The sequence below is a fragment of the Paenibacillus sp. N3/727 genome, assembly GCF_022637315.1.
Classification (GTDB): domain Bacteria; phylum Bacillota; class Bacilli; order Paenibacillales; family Paenibacillaceae; genus Paenibacillus_AQ; species Paenibacillus_AQ uliginis.
Window position 1 is genome coordinate 1562702 of the sequence record NZ_CP093336.1, and the last position, 23206, is coordinate 1585907.

Genomic DNA, 23206 nt, shown 5'->3' on the forward strand with positions numbered 1-23206 from the left:
CCATTCCACATTCGGATGATCGATGTCATAATGTTGGTTTAGTATGGATAAGGCATGATTTAGTGAAAGCATAATATCACCCTTTTCACGGAAAATGTTCATACATACTTGCTGATCGTTACGCCCATCTACAGGTCATGAAGGAGTTTCTTCCAATTGGCAGCACAAAGCTTGAGTGTATGGTGCTTCTTTACGACTTTTAAAGCTCTTTTTGAAATTGATTTACGCATTTGTGGGTTATTTATCATTTCTTGAATTCCGAGGTACCACCCTTGTTTAGTTTGAGGGACGAAATATCCGGTTTGTTTATGGAACACACATTCCCGATACACGGGCGATAAGGAATATATACCTGGAATATGGCAGGAGGCATAGTCGCGAAATTTCACGTTGCTCTTACAGTGGTAGTATAACTTATCCTCCATCGGTGCCAAGCCGATATCCCAGTTGGCTTGAAACAGCTGTTTCATAAACTGGCCATAATCCTCGTTATGTTCCATATGTGTTACATTAGGGTGGTCTTTCAATTCTGCGGGGCAATAACCGTAAAATTCCAGTCGAATAATATCTCCATACTCCATCATAATTTGTTTCATTGCGGCTATGACAGGTTGGAAAGAACTTTCTTTTTTGGCTCCTTCGTACCCGATCACGAGCTGCCCTTCATGTTTCTTTCTTTTGTTCCATGGCTTGAAAAATGAAAAATCAACACACCCAGGGAAATATATCACATGTGGGTTAAATTGCTGCCGTATCAACTCATACATGATGGGGGATTCAACTTTGACAACATGTGCTGTCTCTAAAAAGGTAGTGCAAGTTTTTTGATAGGAAGGTTGACTGTATAGCTGGCCTATTCGGGTTGTTGTCGGAATCGCAAGGAAGTGATCATCAATGACATAAATGATCTTCTTTCCCAAAAGATGTGCCCATTCCAAGCAACGGAGTGTATCGGGTTCAATGCTTCTCAGAAATATGATGATGTCGTAGGAAGAAATGGTAGACTTTGTTGCCTGTTTATGCGATTGGATATCAAAGGTGAAGTATCCCAGTTCTTCCAAATAACGAAGAGGTTGAAGAAGAATGATCTGGTATGAGGTGGATCGTTCTGGACCGATAATAAGTATTTTACCCACCATAATGACCTCCAATCTTGGGTTTAAAATACCGGGATAACAAACCGCATACGATCATGCACGGTAAACAACACCTGCAAAAAAAGTGCCTGCTCCCGACGTGTGATGGAGAGCAAGCAGATTGCTTGGCTAAAGGACAAGGAGTTTTAGAACAAATTGTTATCCAGACCAATACAATATCACCGGCAACCGCTTGAACTACCGCACTCGCAATCGGAGTACCTGTTGGTGAAGGGAACACTTATATAGTGGCCATGCATCTGCTTCCTTGGATTGATGAGCAAGATTTTCTTAATCTATTAACAGTTAATGCATTGGGAAAGTATTTTGTACAGGCAGATGGATGAGATGAAATGCACATTTTGAAATGACTGGCAGAAGTGATAGGTTGGCGTGGATCGGTCTGGATTGATTATGAACGCTTTAGAACAAATTGTTATCCTGACCCGTGATCGATATTTGAGTAGGCTTATTCCCTTTGAAGCGGTTACCGAATGCAGTGTTTTCATTACCTGAAATGACCAGTCCATAGTTTTGGTTAAATTCCATTTCGTTAAATTCCATTTCGTTAAATTCCAAACTGTTAAAGTTTGAGCTTATGGCTATACCGGTTTGAGTGTTTTCATCCGAATCGTTTCCTCCCAAAAATCCGTTTGCACCGGCGACGGTGATACCATTTCCTGTGTTTTTTTCTACCAAGTTGCGGAGCAGAACAGCACTCGCTGAGGTAACACTCACACCACCCATTGAATTGAGCGTAGCCGTGTTGCCATAAATGAAATTGTTGTTTGTTCCGATACTTGATATGCCGGGACTGCCATTCTCAGAAATAACATTACCGACAATCGCGTTGTTTGATCCACCAAGCGATATACCTGTGCCTGTATTTTTGTAGGATACATTTTGCACGATCCAGTTGCTGGAACTCGCTATAAAAATACCTGAAACGCCACTTGAATTTTGTACCCTGTTCCTCCAGACCACATGTCCGCTACCAACATTAAGGTTGATGCCGGCACCAAGCGTGTTGTTGACGGTATTCCCGATTATGCGGTGATTTGTACCCGTAACAACAATAATACCAGCAGCGGCAGCGATGTAGTTTTGAATGACGAATCCATTAATTTCGACCCCTGAGTCAGCAGAGATGATGAAGGCAGCAGCTGCCCCATTGGATCCTTCGCGTACCGCTCCACCTTCATGTTTAGCTACCACTTTGACATTCGAAACGGATATTGTGACCTGTGGCTCTGGATATATTCCGTCGTGTACTATTACGACATCGCCGGCAGCGGCTTGAGCTACCGCATTCGCAATCGGCGTGCCTGTTGGTGAAGGGAAAACTGAAATAATGGTCATTACTTTTACCTCCTTAAATAGAATAGATTAAGGATACTCTTAATCTATTAACAGTTAATGCATTGGATAAGAGTTATGTACAGGCAGATAGATGGGATGAAACGTATATTTTGATATTAATTGATAGAAAAGATAGGTTAACTAGATCGTTCTAAACCGTTGATTAACGTTAAACGCCCGCTGCAAAAAAAGTGCCTGCTCTCGGGAAGAGAGCAAGCAGATTGATTGACTAAGACAAGAAGCTTTTAGAATAAATTGTTATCCAGACCTGTGATAGAGATTTGAGTAGGCTGGTTGCCTATGAACCGGTTTCCGAATGCGGTATTTTCATTGCCTGAAATGGTCAGCCCAAAGTTTTGGTTGAATTCCATTTCATTGAACTCCAGACTGTTAAAGTTTGAGGTTATGCTAATACCGGTTTGGGTGTTCTCATCCGAATCGTTTCCTCCCAAAAATCCGTTCGCATCGGTGATGCTGATACCATTTCCTGTATTTTTTTCTACCAAGTTGCGGAGCAGAACATTACTTGTTGCGGCAACTACTCCACTAGTTGTATTGAGCATAACTGTGTTGCCATAAATGAAGCTGTTTACTGCGCTACTTAATATGCCGTAACTGTCATTTTCAGAAACAACATTACCGACAGCCGCGTTGTTTGCACCGTTCAACAAAATGCCTGGTCCTGTGTTATTGTAGGTAACATTTTGAGCGATCCAGCTGCTAGCGCTCCCTACATAAATACCTGCAAAACCCCCAATATTTTGTACCTTGTTTCTCCAGACCAAATGTCCGGTACCAAGATTAACGCTGATGCCAATACCAAGCGTATTGTTGATAGTGTTTCCAATGATGCGGTGATTCGAACCGTTAGTAACTTCAATGCCGTCCGCGGTGTAGTTTCGAATGACGAACCCGTTAATTTCGGCGCCTGTTGCAGCTGTGACAATGAAAGCACTAGCCACAACATTGAATCCTTCACGCACTGCTTTACCTTCATTTTTAGCTACCACTTTGACATTGGAAACGGATATCGAAACCGTTGGCTCCGTATACGTTCCGTCGTGCACTAATACAATGTCACCGGCAACGGCTTGAGCTACCGCATTTGCAATCGGCGTGCCTGTTGGTGAAGGAAAGACTGAAATCGTGGACATTACTTCTACCTCCTTAAACAGAAAGGATAAAGATTTTTTCGCTGCAAAAAAAGTGCCTGCTCTCGGGAAGAGAGCAAGCAGATTGATTGACTAAGACAAGAAGCTTTTAGAATAAATTGTTATCCAGACCTGTGATAGAGATTTGAGTAGGCTGGTTGCCTGTAAACCGGTTTCCGAATGCGGTATTTTCATTGCCTGAAATGGTCAGCCCAAAGTTTTGGTTGAATTCCATTTCATTGAACTCCAGACTGTTAAAGTTTGAGGTTATGCTAATACCGGTTTGGGTGTTCTCATCCGAATCGTTTCCTCCCAAATATCCGTTCGTACCAGCGGCTGTGATACCATTTCCTGTATTTTTTTTCACCAAGTTGCGGAGCAGCACAGTATTGTCTGCGGTAACATTCACTCCAGCAGTTGTGTTGAGCGAAACTGTGTTACCATAAATGAAGTTGTTTGCTGCGGTACTTGAAATGCCGTAACTGTCATTTTCAGAAACGACATTACCGACAGCTGCGTTGTTGGCGCCAGACAACAAAATTCCTGGTCCTGTGTTTTCGTAGGCTACATTTTGTGCAATCCAGCTGCTGGCGCTCGCTACATTAATACCTGCAGCACCACCTGCTTTTTGTACATTGTTTCTCCAAGCCAAGTGTCCGGTACCAGTAGCAAGGTCGATACCAATACCAAGTGTGTTATAGACAGTGTTTCCGATAATGCGGTGATTCGAACCGGTAGTAACATCAATACCGTCCGCGGTGTAGTTTCGAATGACGAATCCGTTAATTTCGGCGCCTGAAGCTGCTGTAACGATGAAAGCACTAGCTATACCACCGAATCCTTCGCGTACCGCTTTACCTTCATTTTTGGCTACCACTTTAACATTGGAAACGGATATCGTGACTGCTGGCTCCGGATACGTCCCGTCATACACGACTACGACATCGCCGGCAACGGCTTGAGCTACCCCACTTGCAATCGGTGTTCCTGTTGGTGAAGGGAAGACTGAAATTGTGGCCATTAATCTACCTCCTAAAATAGACTTGATTAAGATTTTCTTAATCTATTAACAGTTAATGCAAAGGGAAAGAGTTTTGTACAGGCAGAAGGATGAGACGAAACGTACATTTTAGAAATTTAGGTAGAAAAGATAGGTTGGATCATATGATCTTACTGCCAAAATAAAACCTCCATTACCTTTGTAACTGTGGTTTTGGAGGATTAATTGACTCAGCAGGAAATCTATTACCGGCGAATCTGTCCGCGAATTTCCCCGTCCGGATTTTGGATGGTATGCACATTAGCATAAGCATTACCTCGTTCGAGTTCACGGACCAGATCACGAATCGTTCTGCCTTGCAGAGGACCGATCAAATCTTGGTTTGTCAGGACGCCCCGAATAACTCCACGTCTTACGGATATGCCGAATTTGGATGGACCGAACAAGAAGGCGACAATCGGACCATTTTCTCCGACTCTTCCAAGATGAATATGAGCCTGGGTTACACGGTTAATATTATTGACCACAAGTCTGAATCGCAGTTGGGTACCCGTTCTGTTGACCTGAAAAACCGCATTTCCAAAGGCTATCGTTCTTACAGGTGGTACCTCGTTACGGCCTAATAATGTTGCTCTGAATGTTCTGATAAGTCTTCACTCCCCTTCTAGTGATGCTGTATTCTATTCGAGAAAAATAGAATGGTATGTTTATTGGTCTACGGGTATATTTACTAAATTCGTTTTATTTCGCCTTAAGGTACGAATGCCGTTACAGGAAAATAACCTATACATAAAATGAGGGGAGAAGTTTACTTTAAAACAAACTTGGCAGGTGAGAAACATGTCGAAACGAATTCCTGCGCGCCCCGCAAAGAGATCAAAGACAAGGAAATATCCGTTCATGATCAGAAACGCAGAGAACCCTAAGGTGTCAGTCATCATTCCTGCCATGAACGAAAGGAAGACCATTGCAGCCGTGATCCATCAAGCTTATCAGGTACATCCCGAGACAGAGGTCATCGTTGTTGCGAACGGTTCCACAGATGGTACGGCTGAAATTGCACAGAGGATCGGTGCGAAAGTCATCTGTTTACCGCATGCACTTGGGCAGGATGTAGGGCGAAGTGTCGGTGCCGGAGAGGCTAAGGGTGAGATTTTGCTGTTTACCGATGCTGACATCGTTATTAAGACAAGGGATTTCATGCCTTTGACGAAAGCGGTAGAAAATGGCGTGGATGTGGCCTTAAATAAGTATTTGGGACCGATCGGCAAGACGCACGTCCACAGTGTTGTACTTGCCAAACATGCGTTAAATATATTGGTCTCGAATCCCGGGTTGAAAGGCGCATCCTTAACCACGATCCCGCATGCAATGAGCCGTCGTGCAAGGGATCAGATTGGTACCGACAATTTAGCTGTTCCTCCGAAAGCTCAGGCCATAGCTATATATAAAGGCTTGAACGTACGCGGTGTCCATGAGGTCGATGTAGGGAAAACCAATCCTAGAAGAGGAAGAACCAAAGGAAATGATCCGCTTGAGGGACTTATCGTTGGCGATCATTTGGAGGCGATAGATTGGTTTATCTCAAAGTCTGGTGTGCGGGGCAATCGGTCAGATCTGACACGTAACAGAGAGAGCGTGTGGTGACCTTATGGCAAACAGAAAACGGAGACGAATAGCGAAGGGCTTCTCAAACTCCTTTAGAAGAAAATTCAAACCACCTAAAAAATCAATCAGGAAGAAAAAGCGGAACTACGATCATGAAACCGAATTTCGTCAAACCTCAAGTAAGCAATTAAATACAGAAAGGGTCTCGAACTATTGGAAGGAAAGAGCTTATACAGCGGGTTATCAGGCGGCAACCGCAGAAGAGAGCTCACGCTCGGCTGAGAAGGAGATGAGTCCTTATCAACAAGTAAATAAGAGCTGGAATCGCTGGTATCAGTCCGTAAAACCACTTCCGTGGCCGGTTTACTACGCAACCGCTGCCAAATTTGCGGAGGGATATTGTAAACATTCAAAAGTGTATTTCGGTAATCGTGTATTACTTCCGACAGATAAAACGGTAGCTGCAATCGTCATGGTCATGAATGAAAAAGATACGATTCTTCAAGTGATTGAACAGCTGCATCGGATGACGCTGCATGAAATTATTTTTGTTGTGAACGGATCGACGGATGAGAGCTTTGAAATGATCCGAAATCAATCGAATGCAGTAATCATTCATTACCAACAAGCTTTAGGTCACGATGTTGGCAGAGCGATAGGGGCAAAGTTGGCCGATTCTGATATTTTACTATTTCTGGACGGTGATTTTCCGGTGCTGGCGGAGCATCTCGTACCTTTCATTGATGCCATTGAAAGAGGAATGGATATTGCATTGAACAATATCTCTCCTTACATTGGATTATTCTCCGGTCGAGATTACGTGACCACAGTCAAGGAATTTATAAACCGGTCGATGTCCAGGGAGGATCTCGAGGCGAATTCGCTGACTGCGGTCCCACATGCAATGAGGAAGGAAGCAGCACGTATAATCGGATATGGTAACTTGGCAGTCCCTCCGAAAGCGCAGGTCATAGCCATAGAAAAGGGATTGTCCATAAACGCACCCGCCAGTGTGGATGTGATTACAAGAAATCGGCTTAGAACAAGAAATGTTGGTCCCTATAATGCCGTTTCTGACATGATCATTGGAGACCATATCGAAGCTTTAAAAACGGCAATTGACTTGAAAGGCTCAAGGTTATCGTTCAAGGACCAGATCAGACACCGCCAAATAACCAAGGTATGAAGGTGGATGGCATGAGAAAAACGAGTATTATTATCCCGACTTATAATGGAAGGGAATATCTTAAGGATTGTGTTTATTCCATTAGACGATATACAGAAAAACCGTATGAAATCATAGTTGTCGATAATGGCTCAACCGATGGAACTGTCGATGTATGCCGGCAGGAGGGAATTACGTTCATTTCACTCGCTAATAATGTTGGCTTTCCTGCAGCGTGCAATAAAGGATTGAAAATCGCTACCGGTGATACGCTCCTTCTTCTAAATAATGATGTTATCGTTACACGGAATTGGCTGGAAAATATGCTGGATTGTCTACACAGTAGTGCAGACATCGGCATTGTCGGGCCACTGACGAATTATGCAAGCGGCAAGCAACAGATCGATATGCCGTATACCAATGTGGAGGAGATGGCACAACAGCTGAATGTGCCGGATTCCCGAAAGTGGCTTAAGGTGGATCGCATAGTCGGTTTATGTTTTTTGTTTAAACGGGAGTTAATGGATCAAATCGGATTGCTGGATGAACGGTTTTCCCCCGGTCATTTTGAAGACGATGATTACTGTTATCGGGCGAGGCAAGCAGGATATACGTTCAGAATCGCGGGTGACGTATTTATTTTTCATCATGGAAGTGCCAGCTTCGGCAAACAGGATGTGAGCAAGGTGGAAAGCCTCATTGAGCGTAATCGCCAAAAATTTATGGATAAATGGGGAATCGACCCGACGATTTATGTATAGGTCGATTTCTTTGCAGAGAGGAAGGTTTATATGAAGGGCGTCATACTGGCAGGAGGTACCGGCACCCGTCTTTACCCGCTGACAAAAATCATAAATAAACATTTACTGCCTGTCGGAAATTTTCCGATGATCTGTCACGGGATAGAGAAGTTGCGAAGTGCGGGTATCGAAGAAATTCTATTGGTGATTGGCAAGCATTCTGCAGGTTTATACACTGAACTGTTGGGCGGTGGAAAGGAGTGGGGAGTTCGACTCACCTATAAAATTCAGGAAGAGGCCGGCGGAATTGCCCAAGCGTTGTCACTCGCCGAACCTATCATGAAGCCGGATGAAAAATTCGTTGTACTTCTCGGGGATAATTTGTTCGAGGATCCTCTAACAACGTATGTTAAATCCTTTCGCGAACAGGCAGAGGGAGCTCGGGTACTTTTGAAAAAAGTACATGATCCTAAGAGATACGGAGTTCCTATTCTGAAAGAAAATAAAATTTTAATGATTGAAGAGAAGCCTGCGGAGCCCAAATCCGATTTTTGTGTAACCGGCATTTATATGTATGATACCGCTGTTTTTGATAAGATTCGGAGCATTAAACCTTCTGGTCGCGGCGAACTGGAAATCACCGATGTTAACAACGTGTATGCATCTGAGGGACAACTTGCCTATGACGTTTTAGACGGATGGTGGACGGATGCAGGAACTTTCCAGTCCTTGCATCAAGCCAGCAACCGGCTCATGAAGTGAAAGAAATGAATGATACCGGAGGCCTGACTGCATGCAAACAACAGAAGTGAATTTGTTACAACAGGGAGCGTGGTTATCGGAGCAGTCCGCGAAACAAAAAGGATACGAAGATGGTTTCGAACAGGGACGCAGAGAGGGATACCGGATCGGATTTTCCGAAGCCGCTCTACGCACACTACCGCAGAACAAAGTACCCGTTAGGGATCTCCATATTCTCTATGTGACCGCGGGTATCGGCGTTCCGTATCCGGCGCTGGACCAGGCGGTAATAGACGCTTTTAAAGATTTAGTCCGAAGGATAACGGTTGCTAATCCTTCGGAAGACGTGGTTGCTCTGGCTAAAAAAGTGCAACCCGATCTTGTGCTCGTCCTGAATGGAGTCGTCCTGGAAGCGGATACCGTCAAGAGGCTCAGACAAAACGGATTTAGAACGGCCGTCTGGTTTACCGACGATCCGTACTACACGGATTGGACGGTATCGATTGCGCCCCGATACGATTATATTTTCACGCTTGAATCAAGCTGCCTGTCCTTTTACCGAAAGTTAGGATGTCAGCAGGTTTATCACCTTCCATTCGCGGTTAATCCGAATGTTTTTCACCCCAAACACGTACCCACTTCTTATCAATCCGACATCTGTTTTATTGGGACAGCATTTTGGAACCGGGTAGAGGCAATCGATCGACTCGCCCCGTTTTTAAAAAATAAAAAGGTGGTTATCTCCGGATGGTGGTGGGATCGGCTGCAAAACTACTCCCTCCTTTCTGAAAAAATCAAGCTTGGCGATTGGATGACTCCTGAAGATACGGCTAGTTATTACAATGGAGCGAAAATAGTAATTAACCTTCACCGCGCAGCAGATGACGATACGATTAATGCCAATGGCTACAAAATACCAGCTCATTCCGTCAATCCACGAACATTTGAAATAGCCGGCTGCGCCACACTTCAATTGTCCGATGTACGTCAGGATCTAGGTCAGTTATATTCCATGGGAACTGAAATTGGAACCTATGGTTCTTATGATGAGCTGGTAGAAAAGATTGAATATTATCTGCAGCATGAAGAAGAACGACAACAAATGGCCTTTAACAGCTTGATGAGAACGAGAAGAGATCATACCTACCATAAAAGATTGACCTCCATGCTAGATATTATTTTTCCTTAATCGATAGGTGAAAATGGATGGGTATACCCGTTTCCTAATTCATTACAAAGAATATATTGAGCGTAAGATGGGGTGATCACCATACGACAGCGCTTAGGGAAAATAAGGAAAAAGCAAGTGAAGAAACGCATTCTTAAGCGAGAATTCAGCAAGCGACGGAGAACATCCTCCGGCAAAGTTTTCGTACCATCCGATTGTGATTGTGAACAGAAGTTGTTGGAGCAAGCGTCCGCTTCGTTTAACCAAGGTTACGATTCCGGTTATGACGAGGCGTGGATAAGGGCTATGCAAACCGTACCGATGATGCAGACCGTGCCGGTGATGCAACCGGTTCCGGACAAAGTCGTACATGAAAGCTCCGACGATGAGTACAAAAAAGGATTGTATGACGGAGGAGAGGGTATTGTGGACTCCATCCTCCCAGAACTCGAGATTCTCCCCGGAATTTCAGTTCGACAGATTATCGAAGTTGGCATGAAGCACATGAGTTCGCACAATTATAGACTTCTCAGTGCCTCGGAAATTGCCGGGAAGATTAAGGGGGCTCTGAAAAAGCGTTCATCCTTGTCTGTTATTCGCCTGGGAGATGGAGAATTGCTGACGCTGGCACAGGAAGTTGTGATGAGTGAGGAAGAGGTGCGGAAAGAAGGACATTTTTTAAGTTATTCCGGTGTGAATTTACCGGATCTTGCGGCCCGGGATATGCTGGCTGCGGCTATTAGAAAAGCAGATATTGTAGGAATTCCAAAACTGCGACTATCCAACTTTCAACCTCTTGCGTTTTCCGTATTGAAAGCTCATCACATTGATTACCGAAACCTGAAATTGACTCTATCGACAATTAACTATGCATTGCATCTGGAAGGTTTTATTCGGGGGATCCTTGCGGGCTATCGTGTCCTAATCGTGGGAAACTCAGCTCCTGGGCTTTCGAAGGTACTTGAAGACAACGGTGTCCGTGTGACTGGTGTCGTTACCCCTGTGGATGGAATACGGGATATCCAGAGAGTCATGCAAGAAATATCCGCTGCCCGTGAATTTGATATTGCACTCGTCGGAGCCGGCATTCCGGCTGTAATTATCGTTCAGCGTATTGCTTCTGAGTTAGGCAAAGTTGCACTTGACTTCGGACATCTGGCTGATTCATTAGCTCAAGGAGAGTCAGTCTTATGAACAGGGTGCATGACAATCAAGGGTACAACGACGGCTATCTTAAAGGATTTGATACTGGTTACGCGGATGGGTACAGGCGTGGAAAAACAGAGGGAGCCACCCGCAGCACAACTTACTTTGAAGGTACGAGCATCATCATTCCAACTTATAATCAGCTTCATTATTTGAAGGAGTGTATCGAAAGCATTCTCCGATATACAAATGAGCCATATGAATTGATTATTATCGACAATGCATCTGTTGACGGAACCGCAGAGTATCTTAAGTCGGCTCAAGGGGTCCGATTCCGGATCAATGAAGAAAATTTGGGGTTTGCGGGGGCAGTAAACCAGGGGCTTATGATGGCAAAGGGAACAACTTTGATGATCTTGAACAATGATTCTGTCGTTACCACGAACTGGCTGTCCAACTTACTTGCCTGTCTATTCAGTAATTCACAGTCCGGAATTGTCGGACCTGTGACGAATTACATCAGTGGGGATCAATTAATCGATGTCAGTTACACGAATACAGAGGAGATGCAGCAATTTTCTCAATTATACAATCAATCTGATGCTCGGCGCTGGTCCGTAACAAACCGATTAACAGGTTTTTGCATGCTGCTCCGGCGGAAAGATTTTATCCGATTAGGTTATTTTGATGAAGGTTTTGAAATCGGGAATTGTGAAGATGACGACTATGGACTGCGTGCCCGGCTTTTGGGAATGCAGCTTATTATCGCAAAAGATACCTTTATCCATCATTACGGCAGTGTGAGTATGAAATCATTAAATTCCAGGTTTGATCAAGTGTATGCTAACAATCTGAACTTTTACTCCAATAAATGGAGTGATCCTCATGGCATGCTGCTTCTTGATTGGCAACGTAACATGGATAACTCAAACCTTCAAACCATTGATTCATACCCAACCTGTGTGATCGTGCAAGGAGCTGGTTCGAGAAAGTATTGGATAGAGAAAGGGAGCCGTTATCCGATTGATGGAGCAAGCGGAATTCAGGCCGTTCGGGTATCCCAGGTTGATCTCCGGAATTGGCATCTTGGTGAAACCATCTCTATGGAGGAAGTGAATCGTCGCAAGAAGGCAATGTATGATTCATTCCATGACGACTGGGATATAGAAGGCAGGCTTGTGAAAGTGCGGGATGGCAGTGTATTTCAGCGTAAAGGGAATAAGCTGCATCGGTTTCTCAATCGACACACATCAGTTATTTGGCACATGGACTCCTATCAACCGTTGTCAGTGAATCTTCATGAACTTGGGGATTACGAGGAGGGGGCACCAGTTATCCCGCCTCCGGTGATTAAGGCAGATAACATTTAAATGAGTAGAGGGTGAAATCTATGAGAAGAGGTAAAAAAAGCCGTAACGTGAAGTTTAGATCGAAAAGAAGAGTGTTAAAAGGAAGGAGATTGACCGGAAGAAGGAGGGCGGTATCGGGAAGAAGACTGAATATAGTCACACCTGAGCATCAAGCGGTTGACTACAATCAATCCTATGACAAGGGGTTTGATGAAGCTTACAATGAAGGATTTAACGTTGGCTATACGGAGGGTATGGACGCCGGCCATCAAGAAGCTTATAAAGGAGAATGATAAGATGGCTCTGAGAAAAAAACAGAGGACTAGAACACGCCGCCATATGAAACAGAAACAGCCCGCTGTTACCCTAAATGCTTATCAAAAAGGACGTATCGACGGTTTTCAAAGAGGAAGAGAGGAAGGTTTTCAGCATGGGCGCACAGCAGCCCAAGTCGTTTCTAATCACGCAGTGACAGTTATCGAGTCTGACCTGCCCAAAATAGATGTTCTTGTGATCGCGGCCGGATTGATTCCTTCCCTTGAGATTGGGGTTCTCCAACCTTTTAGTGCTTTGAAAAAACGTGAGAATTTACAATATGACATGAAGTTGGAGCATGAAGTGAGTAAAGAAATGATAGCCGCTGCTGACACAATTGTGTTTGTCCGCAATGTTGAACCTTCGGCCTATACGTTGCTGGAGTTGGCCCATCAACTCAGGAAGCGAACCGTGTATGTAATCGATGATAATTTTCTGGAAATTCAACCGACAACCCCCGTCGGACAATACTATTGCGATCCGGCCAGGAAAGAGACGTTTATCAAGTTTTTAAGAAACGCGAAGACCATTAAAGTAGATTCCCCGGATCTCGGCACCTATATTCAGGAAAGATTCAATAAGAATGTTATATATTTTCCAGGCAGTGTCGATTTTGACTGGCTCGATCAACAGCGTAGGGTGGAGCGAGAGCGGGAACAAATTGTAATCGGTTATGCTGGGGGAGAAAAAGAGGAGGATTTTGCTCCCGTCATACCAGCGCTGAACAAGATTCTCGACTACTATGGGGGATTTGTGAGGCTGGAGTTTTTCGGTTACCTTCCTCAGTCTTTTGTCAATCATCCAAGCGTTAAATATGAAGGGGGAGGTATGGAATACAAGGATTTCATGAAGGAACTGAATCGATGTAATTGGGATATAGGGATAGCCCCACTTGCTAACAACTCTTTTAACAAGGGGAAAACGAATAATAAATTCCGTGAATATGGCGCTTGCCAAATTCCGGGGATTTATTCAAAGTCGCCTGTTTATGTTCCTTGGGTCACCCAAGGTGAATCAGGCTATCTCGTTGAACATACCGAGAAGGCTTGGTATGAAGGGATCAAGGCTATGATTGAAGATCCGCCAATGAGGCAGCGTATCAAGGAAAATGCGGGGATGGCGGTAAGACAGCATTTTTCACTGCATACGTGTCTGGATAACTGGAAGAGATTTATATTTAAAATATAAATTAGGGGGTGATTAAGAATGGGAAGAAGAGGAGATATAAACGTACTCATCATCGGATCGGAAAAAATCGCATCATATAAAATTGGCATTGAGCAGCCGCTCAGGCATCTTGAACAAAACGGAGTATGCCAGTTTGATGTCAGATCAGATAATGATGTAGACAAATCAAGACTAGGAGCAGCGGATATCGTCATCTTCTTTCGCACGGTTCAGCCAGAAGCGTATAAACTTCTTGAAATGGCCCGTGAGATGGGAAAAAAAACAGTGTATGCCATCGACGATCATTTCTTAGCCATGTCCCCTACTTCGGATATGGGGAGATATTACCATGAATCGTCGCGAAGAAAGACGTATGTCAAGTTTCTTAAAAACGCTCAAATCGTAAAAGTCGCCTCGGGTTTCTTTGCAAAACATCTCGACACGCATTTTAAACCGAATAAACTTGTATATTTTCCAGGAAGTGTTGATTTTTCGATCTTATCCGGATTGAAAAAGAACAGAAAAGCAGAGGACAAAATTGTTATTGGTTATGAAGGTGGGAGAAAACCGGTGGCCTTCGAACCTGTTATTAAGGCACTTGATGAGGTCATAAGGAAGTATGGGGATAAAGTAAGAATTGAGTTTTGTGGATACGCTCCGGAAGAACTTACAGATAAACCACAGGTGTCCACAGAACCTTATGATGAAAATTATAAAAATTTTCTGAAACGTCTTTATCGTTCAAGCTGGGATATTGGATTGGCACCGCTCGAGCGAACACTGCTGCACGATTGTAAGAGCAATAATAAATTCCGCGAATATTCGGCTTGCCGAATCCCGGGCATCTACACTTCCTCTCCGGCATACGAAGAATGGGTTCAGGGCAAAGAAAGTGGTCTGATTGTCTCGGAAACAAGCGAAGAGTGGTATAACGCTATAGTCGAGCTGATCGAACAGCCGGAACTGCGGCAAAACATTGCAGATCATGCGGAAAAAGTAGCCTGGGAAAATTTCTCGGTGGAAGCTTGTGCCGAGCGGTGGCGTTCACAAATTTTTATGTCGGAATAACTGGGGATAACGAAAGGAGAGGTTCACTTGGATCATAAACTGATACCCGTTCTTCAACCAAGCATCGGCCAAGAGGAAATCGACGCGGTAACGGAAGTTTTACGTTCCGGATGGCTTGGTCTTGGACCTAAAACCGAACAATTTGAACAAGAGTTTGCCAAGTTTGTTGGCAGCCGTTTTGCGGTGGCACTCAATTCCGGATCGGCTGCACTCCATCTGGCTATGGATATTTTAGGAATCGGGCCCGGTGATGAGGTCATCGTACCTTCGATCACATTCATATCCACGGTTCACGCTGTGAGTTATGTTGGTGCAACTCCGGTTTTTGCAGATATCGACAGATCTACAATGAATATATCTCCAGCTGATATTGAACGGAAAATTACGGATAAGACCAAAGCTATTATTGTCGTTCATATGGGGGGGCACCCTTGCGACATGGACGCAATACATGAGTTAGCACAATCGAAGGGAATCAAGGTGGTGGAAGATGCCGCGCATGCTTGCGGTGCAGAATATAAAGGGAAACGAATCGGATCGACCAGCGAGATTACTTGTTTCAGCTTCCACGCGGTTAAGAATTTGACCAGCGGTGAAGGCGGGGCTATCACTTGCAATACAGAGTGGATGAATCGGAAACTTCGCGAGAAGAGATGGGTTGGTATTTCACGTGATACATGGATACGGTCCTCCAGTGAAAAAGTGTACGCCTGGCAGTATTTCGTTGATAAGGTAGGATACAAATATCATATGAACGATATGCAGGCGGCCATTGGGCTGGTTCAGCTGGGTAAGCTAGATCAGTTAAACGGAAGACGCAGGGAAATAGCTGAACGTTATCAGTCGGAGTTGAAAGATCTGGAGTGGATCGAACTTCCTCAGGAACAAACGGATACGAAAAGCGCATGGCATTTGTTCCAGATTAAATTCAAGGATGAAACCTTGAGAGATCGTTTGATTGCTCATCTGCAAGAACATAACATCGCTACAGGTGTTCATTATTATCCATGTCATCTTCATCCAGTCTATCTCCATTTAAAAGCGATCGTTCCGCTTTCCTCTGAAATCTGGAAAAGCATTCTCACCCTTCCTATTCATCCGAATGTAACAGAAGAAGACCAAGAACGGATCATAAGCCGCATCAGGGAGTTTAAACCATGAAAAAACTGATGGTATTAGGTGCAGGCATCTCCCAGCTTCCCTTAATTAAAACAGCAAAAAAGATGGGATTGTACGTCATTGTTCTGAGTAGGCAGGGAGACTACCCAGGATTTGCTTGGGCTGATAAAGTTTATTATGAGGATACAACAGATACAGATAAAGTAGCGGAAATCGCCCGACTTGAAGGAATCGATGGAATATGTACGACAGGTACGGATGTGGCTGTAAAGTCGATTGGCAAGGTAGTTGATGAAATCGGGGTTAGCGGTTTGAATTACGAGTCTGCCCAGCTATCGTCAAATAAATGGGAAATGAAACAGGCTTTTATGGAGCATGGCGTGAGGACCGCCAAATTTGTAAAAGTCAAAAATAAAGAGGAGGCTTATGCTGCCTTCGAAGTACTGTCGCTGCCTCTCATTTTCAAAGCTGTAGACAGTGGAGCGAGTAAGGGGATTGTGAAGGTAACGGATATAGAACAAGTGGATTACGCATACGAAAAAGTGAGAAGAGACACAAAACTCGATTTTTTTATCGTTGAAGAATTTATTGAAGGAACCGAGTTTGGAGCACAAGCTTTTGTGTATAATAACGAGATTCAATTTATTATGCCTCACGGCGATCTTATGTTTTATGGAGACGCCGGTGTGCCTATCGGTCATTATGTACCTTACGAGTTACCAGATGAGGTGGGGCAGGATCTATTCTCTCAGTTAAAGCAAAGCATTCTGGCGCTGCAACTAAATAATTGCGCGATTAATGCAGATTTTATTTTAAAAGACGAAAAGGTGTTTGTTCTTGAAATTGGGGGTAGAGCGGGAGCAACTTGTTTGCCGGAACTAGTGTCTACTTTTTATGGATTCGATTATTATGAACAGATGGTTAGGGCTGCTCTCCATATGAACCCTATTTTTTCTGTCCAGTCTTTTCAACCCTGTGCCTGTGAACTCTTGTTATCCGACAAGGAGGGTGAAATTACTGAACTTGTGAATGGGAACGCTAGTCATGAAGATATTATTCAAATATCTTTTGATTACAATATAGGTGACAAAATAAACAAATTCCGAGTGGGTACGGATCGGATCGGGCAAATAATCGTCAAAGGCGGCCGTTTAGATGAGGTTATGAATCGATTGAATGAAGTTAAAGGAAATATAAATGTACAATTAAAGTGATGATAAACAATGAAATCTCGATCCTCTCAATGATGATCGGGATTTTTTCACGTAAATGGTTCCCCTTCTGCCTATACTCGGCACATAAATCAGACATATGATATTTACAAGGGTGTTAGACCGCTATGAACCGACAGGTGATACATGACTAACTGCATCGGAGGAAAATAATGAAGATCATAGATACAAAGCTGAAAGGTGCAAAATTAATTGAACCGACGGTTCATCTCGACCATCGTGGATTCTTTTTAGAGAGTTACAACGAACATACACTCAAGCAATCTGGCATTGGTTATAACTTTATTCAGGATAACCACTCATTGTCCTGCGATGCTGGAGTCCTTAGAGGGCTTCATTATCAGCTGGCTCCTGAAGGGCAAACAAAACTGGTTCGCGTGACGAGAGGTGCGATCTTTGATGTCATTGTTGATATTCGAAAAGGTTCGCCTACTTTCGGCCAATGGGAAGGCTTTGTTTTGTCTGCATCCAATTATCGGCAACTGCTTGTTCCTCAAGGGTTTGCCCATGGCTTTTGCACTCTTGTGCCCGATTGTGAAGTTCTATATAAGGTTGATGCCTATTACTCGGCTGAACATGATCGCGGAATCGCTTGGAATGATCCAGATTTGAACATCGAATGGCCCGTTTATAAACCTGTTCTTTCAGATAAGGATTCGAAGCATCCGCCTTTAGTGGCGGCAGAGAACAATTTTGATTACAAAGGGTGAGGATATGAAAGTTATTGTAACCGGAGGAGCGGGATTTATAGGTAGTAACTTTATTCGCTATATGCTGGCTCAATATCCGCAAGATGAAATGATTAATGTGGATTTATTAACGTATGCTGGGAATCTGTATAATCTGGCGGACATTTTACCACACTCGAAGTACCGATTTGTGAAGGCAGATATTGCTGATCGGGCATCATTAGAGCCTCTCTTCAAGGAGGGGGTTGATGCGGTTGTCAATTTTGCAGCTGAATCGCATGTTGACCGGAGTATTGTACAGCCCGAATTGTTTGTCAAAACCAATGTGTTAGGGACTCAGACCCTTCTGGATTTATCTAAAGAGTACGGCCTCCGCAAATTTGTTCAGGTATCAACAGATGAAGTATACGGGACACTGGGAGACACCGGTGTATTCACCGAAGATACGCCGCTTCAGCCAAACAGCCCCTATTCTGCAAGTAAGGCAGGCGCAGATTTACTCGTGCGTGCCTATTATGAAACGTTTGGTTTACCAGTCAATATTACCCGTTGTTCGAACAATTATGGTCCTTATCAATTTCCGGAGAAACTCATTCCCCTTATGATATACAATGCAATGCAAAACAAACCACTTCCGGTTTACGGCAATGGGATGAATATTCGTGACTGGTTGTATGTGGAAGATCATTGCCGAGCGATTGATCTGGTTTTACGCAAGGGGAAGGATGGAGAGATATATAATATTGGCGGACATAATGAAAGAAATAATTTGCAGGTTATTCGTACCATATTGGAAGTGCTGAACAAACCGGAATCATTGATTCGCCATGTCGCGGATCGTCTTGGCCATGATCGACGATATGCCATTGATGCGGATAAGATTCGAGAGGAACTTGGGTGGACTCCGAAGTACAACTACGAAAGCGGCATTCGAAACACAATTCGCTGGTATCAGGATAACGTTGCATGGCTGGACCAAGTGATCTCAGGTGATTATAAGAACCATGTCGATAAGAAATACAAAACAGGTGGGGGATAGTGGATAAGTAAGGCCAATGCCAAAACCTTTCAGCATACGTTTTATAACCAAGGCCATCCTATACGGTGTCAGTACACACCTATTATAGAGATGGAGGATGAATCATGATCAAATCCAAAGCCCTCAGCTTAACTCTGTCGGCCGCAATGATCGTCAGTATTGCCGGGCTAGCGGGGTGCGGTACTCCTGCTGGGAACACAACACGTACTAATAACATTACCACGAAAAATACTGGGCGTACCGGCGTTAACATGTTGGGAACCAACAACCTGAGAACCCATAACTACAATGGTACACAGCATGATTTAACGAATTTGAAATACAGCCCAACACTGTCCAGTAAAGTTTCAAAAGTTAAAGGTGTGCGGGATGCGCATGTATTTGTTGCCAATAATAAGGCATATGTGGCGCTGTCACTTAACAATCAACACAGAACTGACGGTAATATGACCGGGATGAGCACGGGAAGAACGGGTCCAATTTCAACGTACGGGACCACTAGAACCCGTAACGACGGTGCTTATGGCACTACCGGCTCAGGCAGTATGGGGCTGTTGCGTGGATTAACCAATCCAACGAGAACATATCCGGGAACTCATCCATCCGGGACGATGACAAATCCATCGGCGATGCATCCATCGGGAACAAATTCAACGGGAACACTTGATAACAACACAGGGTTAGGTCGTACTACCGGAAACGGTACTTTTGGCGTAAGAGGTTTTAATACAATGGGACCGAACCGTACAGGCTTAATGGGAACCCATCGTACAGATGGCACAACTGGGCGATATGGTATGATGAGCGGTACGGACGGTAACACAAATGTAACTAACGAGAACAACGTTCCTCATGATATCCGTCAAGCTATAGACAGCAAAATCCGTAGCACAGTTCCTTCTTGTAATCAGGTATATGTATCCTCAGATTCTGATTTCTACAACCATTCGACCGGTTATAGTGGAAACAATGTAACTGGAGGCGGAATTGTTAACAATTTGGCAAGAACGACGGGTGATATTACACGCGATGTTGGAGGCTTTATCAACCGTCTTTTCCCTTTGAATACTGGTGTGCGTGGCGGTATCGCTCCACGTGATGGTATCGCTCCACGTGACGGTGTAAACAACTATCCTACCCGATAATATAAGCTAACCTTGGAATCTTAATGCAAAAAAAAGCTCTTGCCGGCAATGGCAAGAGCTTTTTAATCTTAAAATTTACGATTTCCTTGTACCCAGACACCATCGATATCCAAGTTGGAATTTAAGAGCAGTATATCAGCCTGATAACCCTCTTTAAAGGAACCGGTACGGTGGTCGATACCGAGCCGTTTGGCCGGATTCAAGCTGGCGATTTCGGATGCACGTTCCATGCTAAGTCCAATTTCGCGGATCAAGAAGTGGAAGCCTTTGATCATCGTCAGTGTGCTGCCTGCAAGGCTATCACGGTTGCCCTTCAGCGTAGCAACACCATCTTTCACGATAACCGGAAGATCCCCCAAGGTATATTCTCCGTTAGGCATTCCAGTAGCAGACATCGCGTCAGTGATGAGGATCAGGTTCTGTCCTTGCTTCATCCGTTCCAAAATGCGCACACCTGCCGGATGAACGTGAATGCCGTCTGCTATGATTTCAGCACTGAGGCGGTCGTCACTGAGCATAGCTCCGGCAGTACCCGGGTTACGGTGATGAAGCCCTGTCATGGCGTTAAAGGTATGCACACCATGGCTTAACCCGGCATCAATTGCTTTTAACACTTCGTCATAAGAAGCATCCGTATGACCAAGAGCAGCCACAATGTTATGATTCTTGAGCCATGTTATCGCTTCTAGCGCACCTTCTCGTTCAGGGGCGAGCGTAACTTGCTTTACAAGACCCGGGTAAGCTTGCTCCCATTCCTCTAGCCAGTCAATGTTGGCAGTGACGATATGCTCCGGGTTTTGAGCGCCTGGCCATTTAGGGCTGATAAACGGACCTTCCAGGTGAACTCCTTCCAGACGAGTATAAGGCATTCCTTGCTCGCGGTATTCATTTACTTCTTTAAGGACGGAGTCGATCGATTTTTTCGGTGCTGTCATGGTTGTGGCCAGCATAGCTGTTGTGCCCTGTGAACAGTGATAGGAAGTAATAGTATCCAGTACTTCCTTATCTGAGTCCATGAAATCTTCACCATTACCGCCGTGAACATGAATATCGATAAAACCGGGAATTATATATCCATCGGATTCCCGGATTACAGTTGCTTCAGATTGATCAAGATCAGCAGGGAGAGCTGAGACTTCACCCGCAAATACAATATGTTCGCCGCGCATAGCGAGCACGCCGTTTTCCTGCAAGCCCTCAGGAGTTAATACTTTACCATACAACAGTGTCAATTTGGTTTCGGCTGCACTGCTCATTTGAAAAATCTCCCTGCGCCTTGATCCAGCAGCACAATTACGTTTGGATGGCATTGAAGCAAGGATGCCGGACACTCTGTAGTAATCGGTCCAGTTAATGCACGTTGTGCGATTTCTGCCTTGTCTTCACCACGAATTAGCAGCATGATCTGACGGGCTTTCATAATCGATCCAACACCCATTGTAACGGAATGAGTCGGTACATCGTCGATTGATGGGAAGAATCGGGCGTTGGCTGTACGTGTTTTCTCCTGCAGCGGGGCGACATGCGTACCGCTAGTAAGGACATCTCCCGGCTCGTTAAAGCCGATATGGCCGTTGTGGCCAATACCAAGCAGTTGAAGATCGATCGGACCATTTTGTTCCATCATCTGGTCGTACGAACGACATTCCTCTTCAAGGTCGGCTGCATTTCCGTTAGGCACATGCGTCTGTGCGATGTTGATGTCTATATGGTTAAATAACTTCTCGTTCATGAACGTACGGTAGCTTTCCGCATGGTTCTCCGGCAGTCCTACATATTCATCCAGATTGTAAGTTGTTGCTCCAGCGAAGCTTACGAGACCTTGACGATGCATCTCAATAAGTTTGGCATATAGTGGTACGGGAGTACTTCCAGTAGCTAGACCTAGTTTGGCGTAGGGATTAGTATTCAACAGGCTGGTGATTTGATTGGCTGCGGTTTGTACGAAGCCCTCTTCATTCTCGAAAATGTAGATGTTCACTGATTATTGACCTCCTCGGCTTTTGCGGTAATTTTGTACATTATGATATGACTGCTCCAGACGGGGAACATAGGTGGAGAAGTCCCGGCTGGCCATTCCCATAAACAAAATATCGATGATATGAAGCTGAGCGATGCGTGAAGCCATGTCCCCGCGCCGCATACCTTCCTCTAGGGAAGATGAATACAGCGCAATATCAGATAAGGACGACAGGACGCTGCTTCTGTACGAGGTAATGCTAATCGTAAAAGCGCCGGCATTCTTGGCGCAGGACAGAGCATCGATCGTTTCCGGTGTTTCACCTGAATATGAAATAGCGATGGCCGTGTCGTTAGACGTCAGGGTTGACGCAGAGGTGATCTGCATATGCGAATCAGCAAATGCGGTGCAGTTCTTTCCAATCCGGATCAGCTTCTGGTAAAAGTCCTGAGCGACAATAGATGAGGTGGCAATACCGTACAGATCAATACGCTTAGACCGGCACAGTACGTCAACCGCACGTTCTAGCTGCCCTAAATCTAGCAGCGAGGTCGTATCCTGTATCGAAGTCATATGGTTCGCTTCTATCGCCTGTACGATGTCAGCCAGCGGGTTACCGGCCACGATATCCTGATATCTTGTATTGCCTGAACGTGATGTCATTTCGGCATGGGCCATTTCTGCGGCGAGTTTGACCTTGAAATCAGGGTACCCTTTACAATCAAAATGTTTGCAAAATCGGGTCACGGTTGCGGCACTCACATCGCACTGGTCTGCCAGTTCCTTGATGCCCATATGAACGATTTCTGAAGGGCCATCCATTATAAACTCGGCAAGCCGCCGCTCCTGCCGGGGCAGGCGATCTTTTTCCACGGCGATAATATGCAGGATAGGTGCCATCACAGGCCT

At 44.6% G+C, this 23206-nt stretch carries 23 protein-coding genes; 15 read left to right on the forward strand and 8 right to left on the reverse strand.

Annotation, left to right across the window (positions count from 1 at the left end; translation table 11 throughout):
* Positions 1-128 precede the first annotated feature (128 nt).
* The 5 genes from MNQ98_RS06920 to MNQ98_RS06940 all read right to left on the reverse strand — a co-directional run bounded on the left by MNQ98_RS06920 (position 129) and on the right by MNQ98_RS06940 (position 5293).
* The gene (locus MNQ98_RS06920) at positions 129-1139 is read right to left on the reverse strand and encodes a glycosyltransferase family protein (protein WP_241932537.1); all 1011 of its coding nucleotides are present in this window, start codon (positions 1137-1139) and stop codon (positions 129-131) included.
* Positions 1140-1559: 420 nt separating this feature from the next.
* Positions 1560-2495: a right-handed parallel beta-helix repeat-containing protein gene (locus MNQ98_RS06925; RefSeq protein ID WP_241932538.1), complete on the reverse strand. Its 936-nt coding sequence runs from the start codon at positions 2493-2495 to the stop codon at positions 1560-1562.
* 245 nt (positions 2496-2740) lie between these two features.
* On the reverse strand, positions 2741-3649 hold the full coding sequence (locus MNQ98_RS06930; protein WP_241932539.1) for a right-handed parallel beta-helix repeat-containing protein: 909 nt from the start codon (positions 3647-3649) through the stop codon (positions 2741-2743).
* 106 nt (positions 3650-3755) lie between these two features.
* Positions 3756-4667: a right-handed parallel beta-helix repeat-containing protein gene (locus MNQ98_RS06935; protein WP_241932540.1), complete on the reverse strand. Its 912-nt coding sequence runs from the start codon at positions 4665-4667 to the stop codon at positions 3756-3758.
* Between the two features lie 224 nt (positions 4668-4891).
* Positions 4892-5293, reverse strand: coding sequence for a CHRD domain-containing protein (locus MNQ98_RS06940; protein ID WP_241933863.1), 402 nt, complete (start codon positions 5291-5293; stop codon positions 4892-4894).
* Positions 5294-5546: 253 nt separating this feature from the next.
* On the opposite strand from MNQ98_RS06940, the gene MNQ98_RS06945 reads away from it, so the two are divergent.
* The 15 genes from MNQ98_RS06945 to MNQ98_RS07015 all read left to right on the forward strand — a co-directional run bounded on the left by MNQ98_RS06945 (position 5547) and on the right by MNQ98_RS07015 (position 20337).
* The gene (locus MNQ98_RS06945; RefSeq protein ID WP_241932541.1) at positions 5547-6293 is read left to right on the forward strand and encodes a glycosyltransferase family 2 protein; all 747 of its coding nucleotides are present in this window, start codon (positions 5547-5549) and stop codon (positions 6291-6293) included.
* Positions 6294-6297: 4 nt separating this feature from the next.
* Positions 6298-7440 (forward strand): glycosyltransferase family 2 protein, encoded by a 1143-nt coding sequence (locus MNQ98_RS06950; protein WP_241932542.1) that lies wholly within the window; start codon positions 6298-6300, stop codon positions 7438-7440.
* A gap of 11 nt (positions 7441-7451) precedes the next feature.
* Entirely contained in the window at positions 7452-8180 is a 729-nt protein-coding gene (locus tag MNQ98_RS06955; RefSeq protein ID WP_241932543.1) for a glycosyltransferase family 2 protein, read from the forward strand.
* A 30-nt stretch (positions 8181-8210) separates the two neighbouring features.
* Positions 8211-8921, forward strand: coding sequence for a sugar phosphate nucleotidyltransferase (locus MNQ98_RS06960; protein WP_241932544.1), 711 nt, complete (start codon positions 8211-8213; stop codon positions 8919-8921).
* 31 nt (positions 8922-8952) lie between these two features.
* The gene (locus MNQ98_RS06965; RefSeq protein ID WP_241932545.1) at positions 8953-10089 is read left to right on the forward strand and encodes a glycosyltransferase family protein; all 1137 of its coding nucleotides are present in this window, start codon (positions 8953-8955) and stop codon (positions 10087-10089) included.
* Positions 10090-10206: 117 nt separating this feature from the next.
* Positions 10207-11262, forward strand: a complete 1056-nt coding sequence (locus MNQ98_RS06970) for a GT-D fold domain-containing protein (protein WP_241932546.1) — start codon at positions 10207-10209, stop codon at positions 11260-11262.
* Complete coding sequence (locus MNQ98_RS06975; RefSeq protein WP_241932547.1) at positions 11259-12584, forward strand: glycosyltransferase family 2 protein; 1326 nt, start codon at positions 11259-11261, stop codon at positions 12582-12584. The genes MNQ98_RS06970 and MNQ98_RS06975 overlap by 4 nt, the downstream gene beginning before the upstream one ends.
* Positions 12585-12604: 20 nt before the next feature.
* The gene (locus tag MNQ98_RS06980) at positions 12605-12856 is read left to right on the forward strand and encodes a FliH/SctL family protein (protein ID WP_241932548.1); all 252 of its coding nucleotides are present in this window, start codon (positions 12605-12607) and stop codon (positions 12854-12856) included.
* A 4-nt stretch (positions 12857-12860) separates the two neighbouring features.
* Positions 12861-14066 (forward strand): glycosyltransferase family protein, encoded by a 1206-nt coding sequence (locus tag MNQ98_RS06985; protein ID WP_241932549.1) that lies wholly within the window; start codon positions 12861-12863, stop codon positions 14064-14066.
* Between the two features lie 18 nt (positions 14067-14084).
* Positions 14085-15113, forward strand: a complete 1029-nt coding sequence (locus MNQ98_RS06990; protein WP_241932550.1) for a glycosyltransferase family protein — start codon at positions 14085-14087, stop codon at positions 15111-15113.
* Between the two features lie 27 nt (positions 15114-15140).
* Complete coding sequence (locus MNQ98_RS06995; protein ID WP_241932551.1) at positions 15141-16274, forward strand: DegT/DnrJ/EryC1/StrS family aminotransferase; 1134 nt, start codon at positions 15141-15143, stop codon at positions 16272-16274.
* Positions 16271-17446: an ATP-grasp domain-containing protein gene (locus MNQ98_RS07000; RefSeq protein ID WP_241932552.1), complete on the forward strand. Its 1176-nt coding sequence runs from the start codon at positions 16271-16273 to the stop codon at positions 17444-17446. The genes MNQ98_RS06995 and MNQ98_RS07000 overlap by 4 nt, the downstream gene beginning before the upstream one ends.
* 170 nt (positions 17447-17616) lie before the next feature.
* Positions 17617-18174: a dTDP-4-dehydrorhamnose 3,5-epimerase gene (rfbC, locus tag MNQ98_RS07005; RefSeq protein ID WP_241932553.1), complete on the forward strand. Its 558-nt coding sequence runs from the start codon at positions 17617-17619 to the stop codon at positions 18172-18174.
* Positions 18175-18178: 4 nt separating this feature from the next.
* Complete coding sequence (gene rfbB, locus MNQ98_RS07010; RefSeq protein ID WP_241932554.1) at positions 18179-19192, forward strand: dTDP-glucose 4,6-dehydratase; 1014 nt, start codon at positions 18179-18181, stop codon at positions 19190-19192.
* A gap of 104 nt (positions 19193-19296) precedes the next feature.
* A complete protein-coding gene (locus MNQ98_RS07015) occupies positions 19297-20337 on the forward strand; it encodes a YhcN/YlaJ family sporulation lipoprotein (RefSeq protein ID WP_241932555.1) in 1041 nt (346 codons plus the stop codon).
* Positions 20338-20405: 68 nt separating this feature from the next.
* On the opposite strand, the gene nagA is transcribed toward MNQ98_RS07015, so the two are convergent.
* The 3 genes from nagA to MNQ98_RS07030 are packed head-to-tail and all read right to left on the reverse strand — an operon-like array spanning position 20406 to position 23197.
* A complete protein-coding gene (gene nagA, locus MNQ98_RS07020) occupies positions 20406-21593 on the reverse strand; it encodes an N-acetylglucosamine-6-phosphate deacetylase (RefSeq protein WP_241932556.1) in 1188 nt (395 codons plus the stop codon).
* Positions 21590-22318, reverse strand: a complete 729-nt coding sequence (nagB, locus tag MNQ98_RS07025) for a glucosamine-6-phosphate deaminase (protein WP_241932557.1) — start codon at positions 22316-22318, stop codon at positions 21590-21592. Before nagB ends, nagA begins: the two co-directional genes overlap by 4 nt.
* A 3-nt stretch (positions 22319-22321) precedes the next feature.
* On the reverse strand, positions 22322-23197 hold the full coding sequence (locus MNQ98_RS07030; RefSeq protein ID WP_208915359.1) for a MurR/RpiR family transcriptional regulator: 876 nt from the start codon (positions 23195-23197) through the stop codon (positions 22322-22324).
* Positions 23198-23206 lie beyond the last annotated feature (9 nt).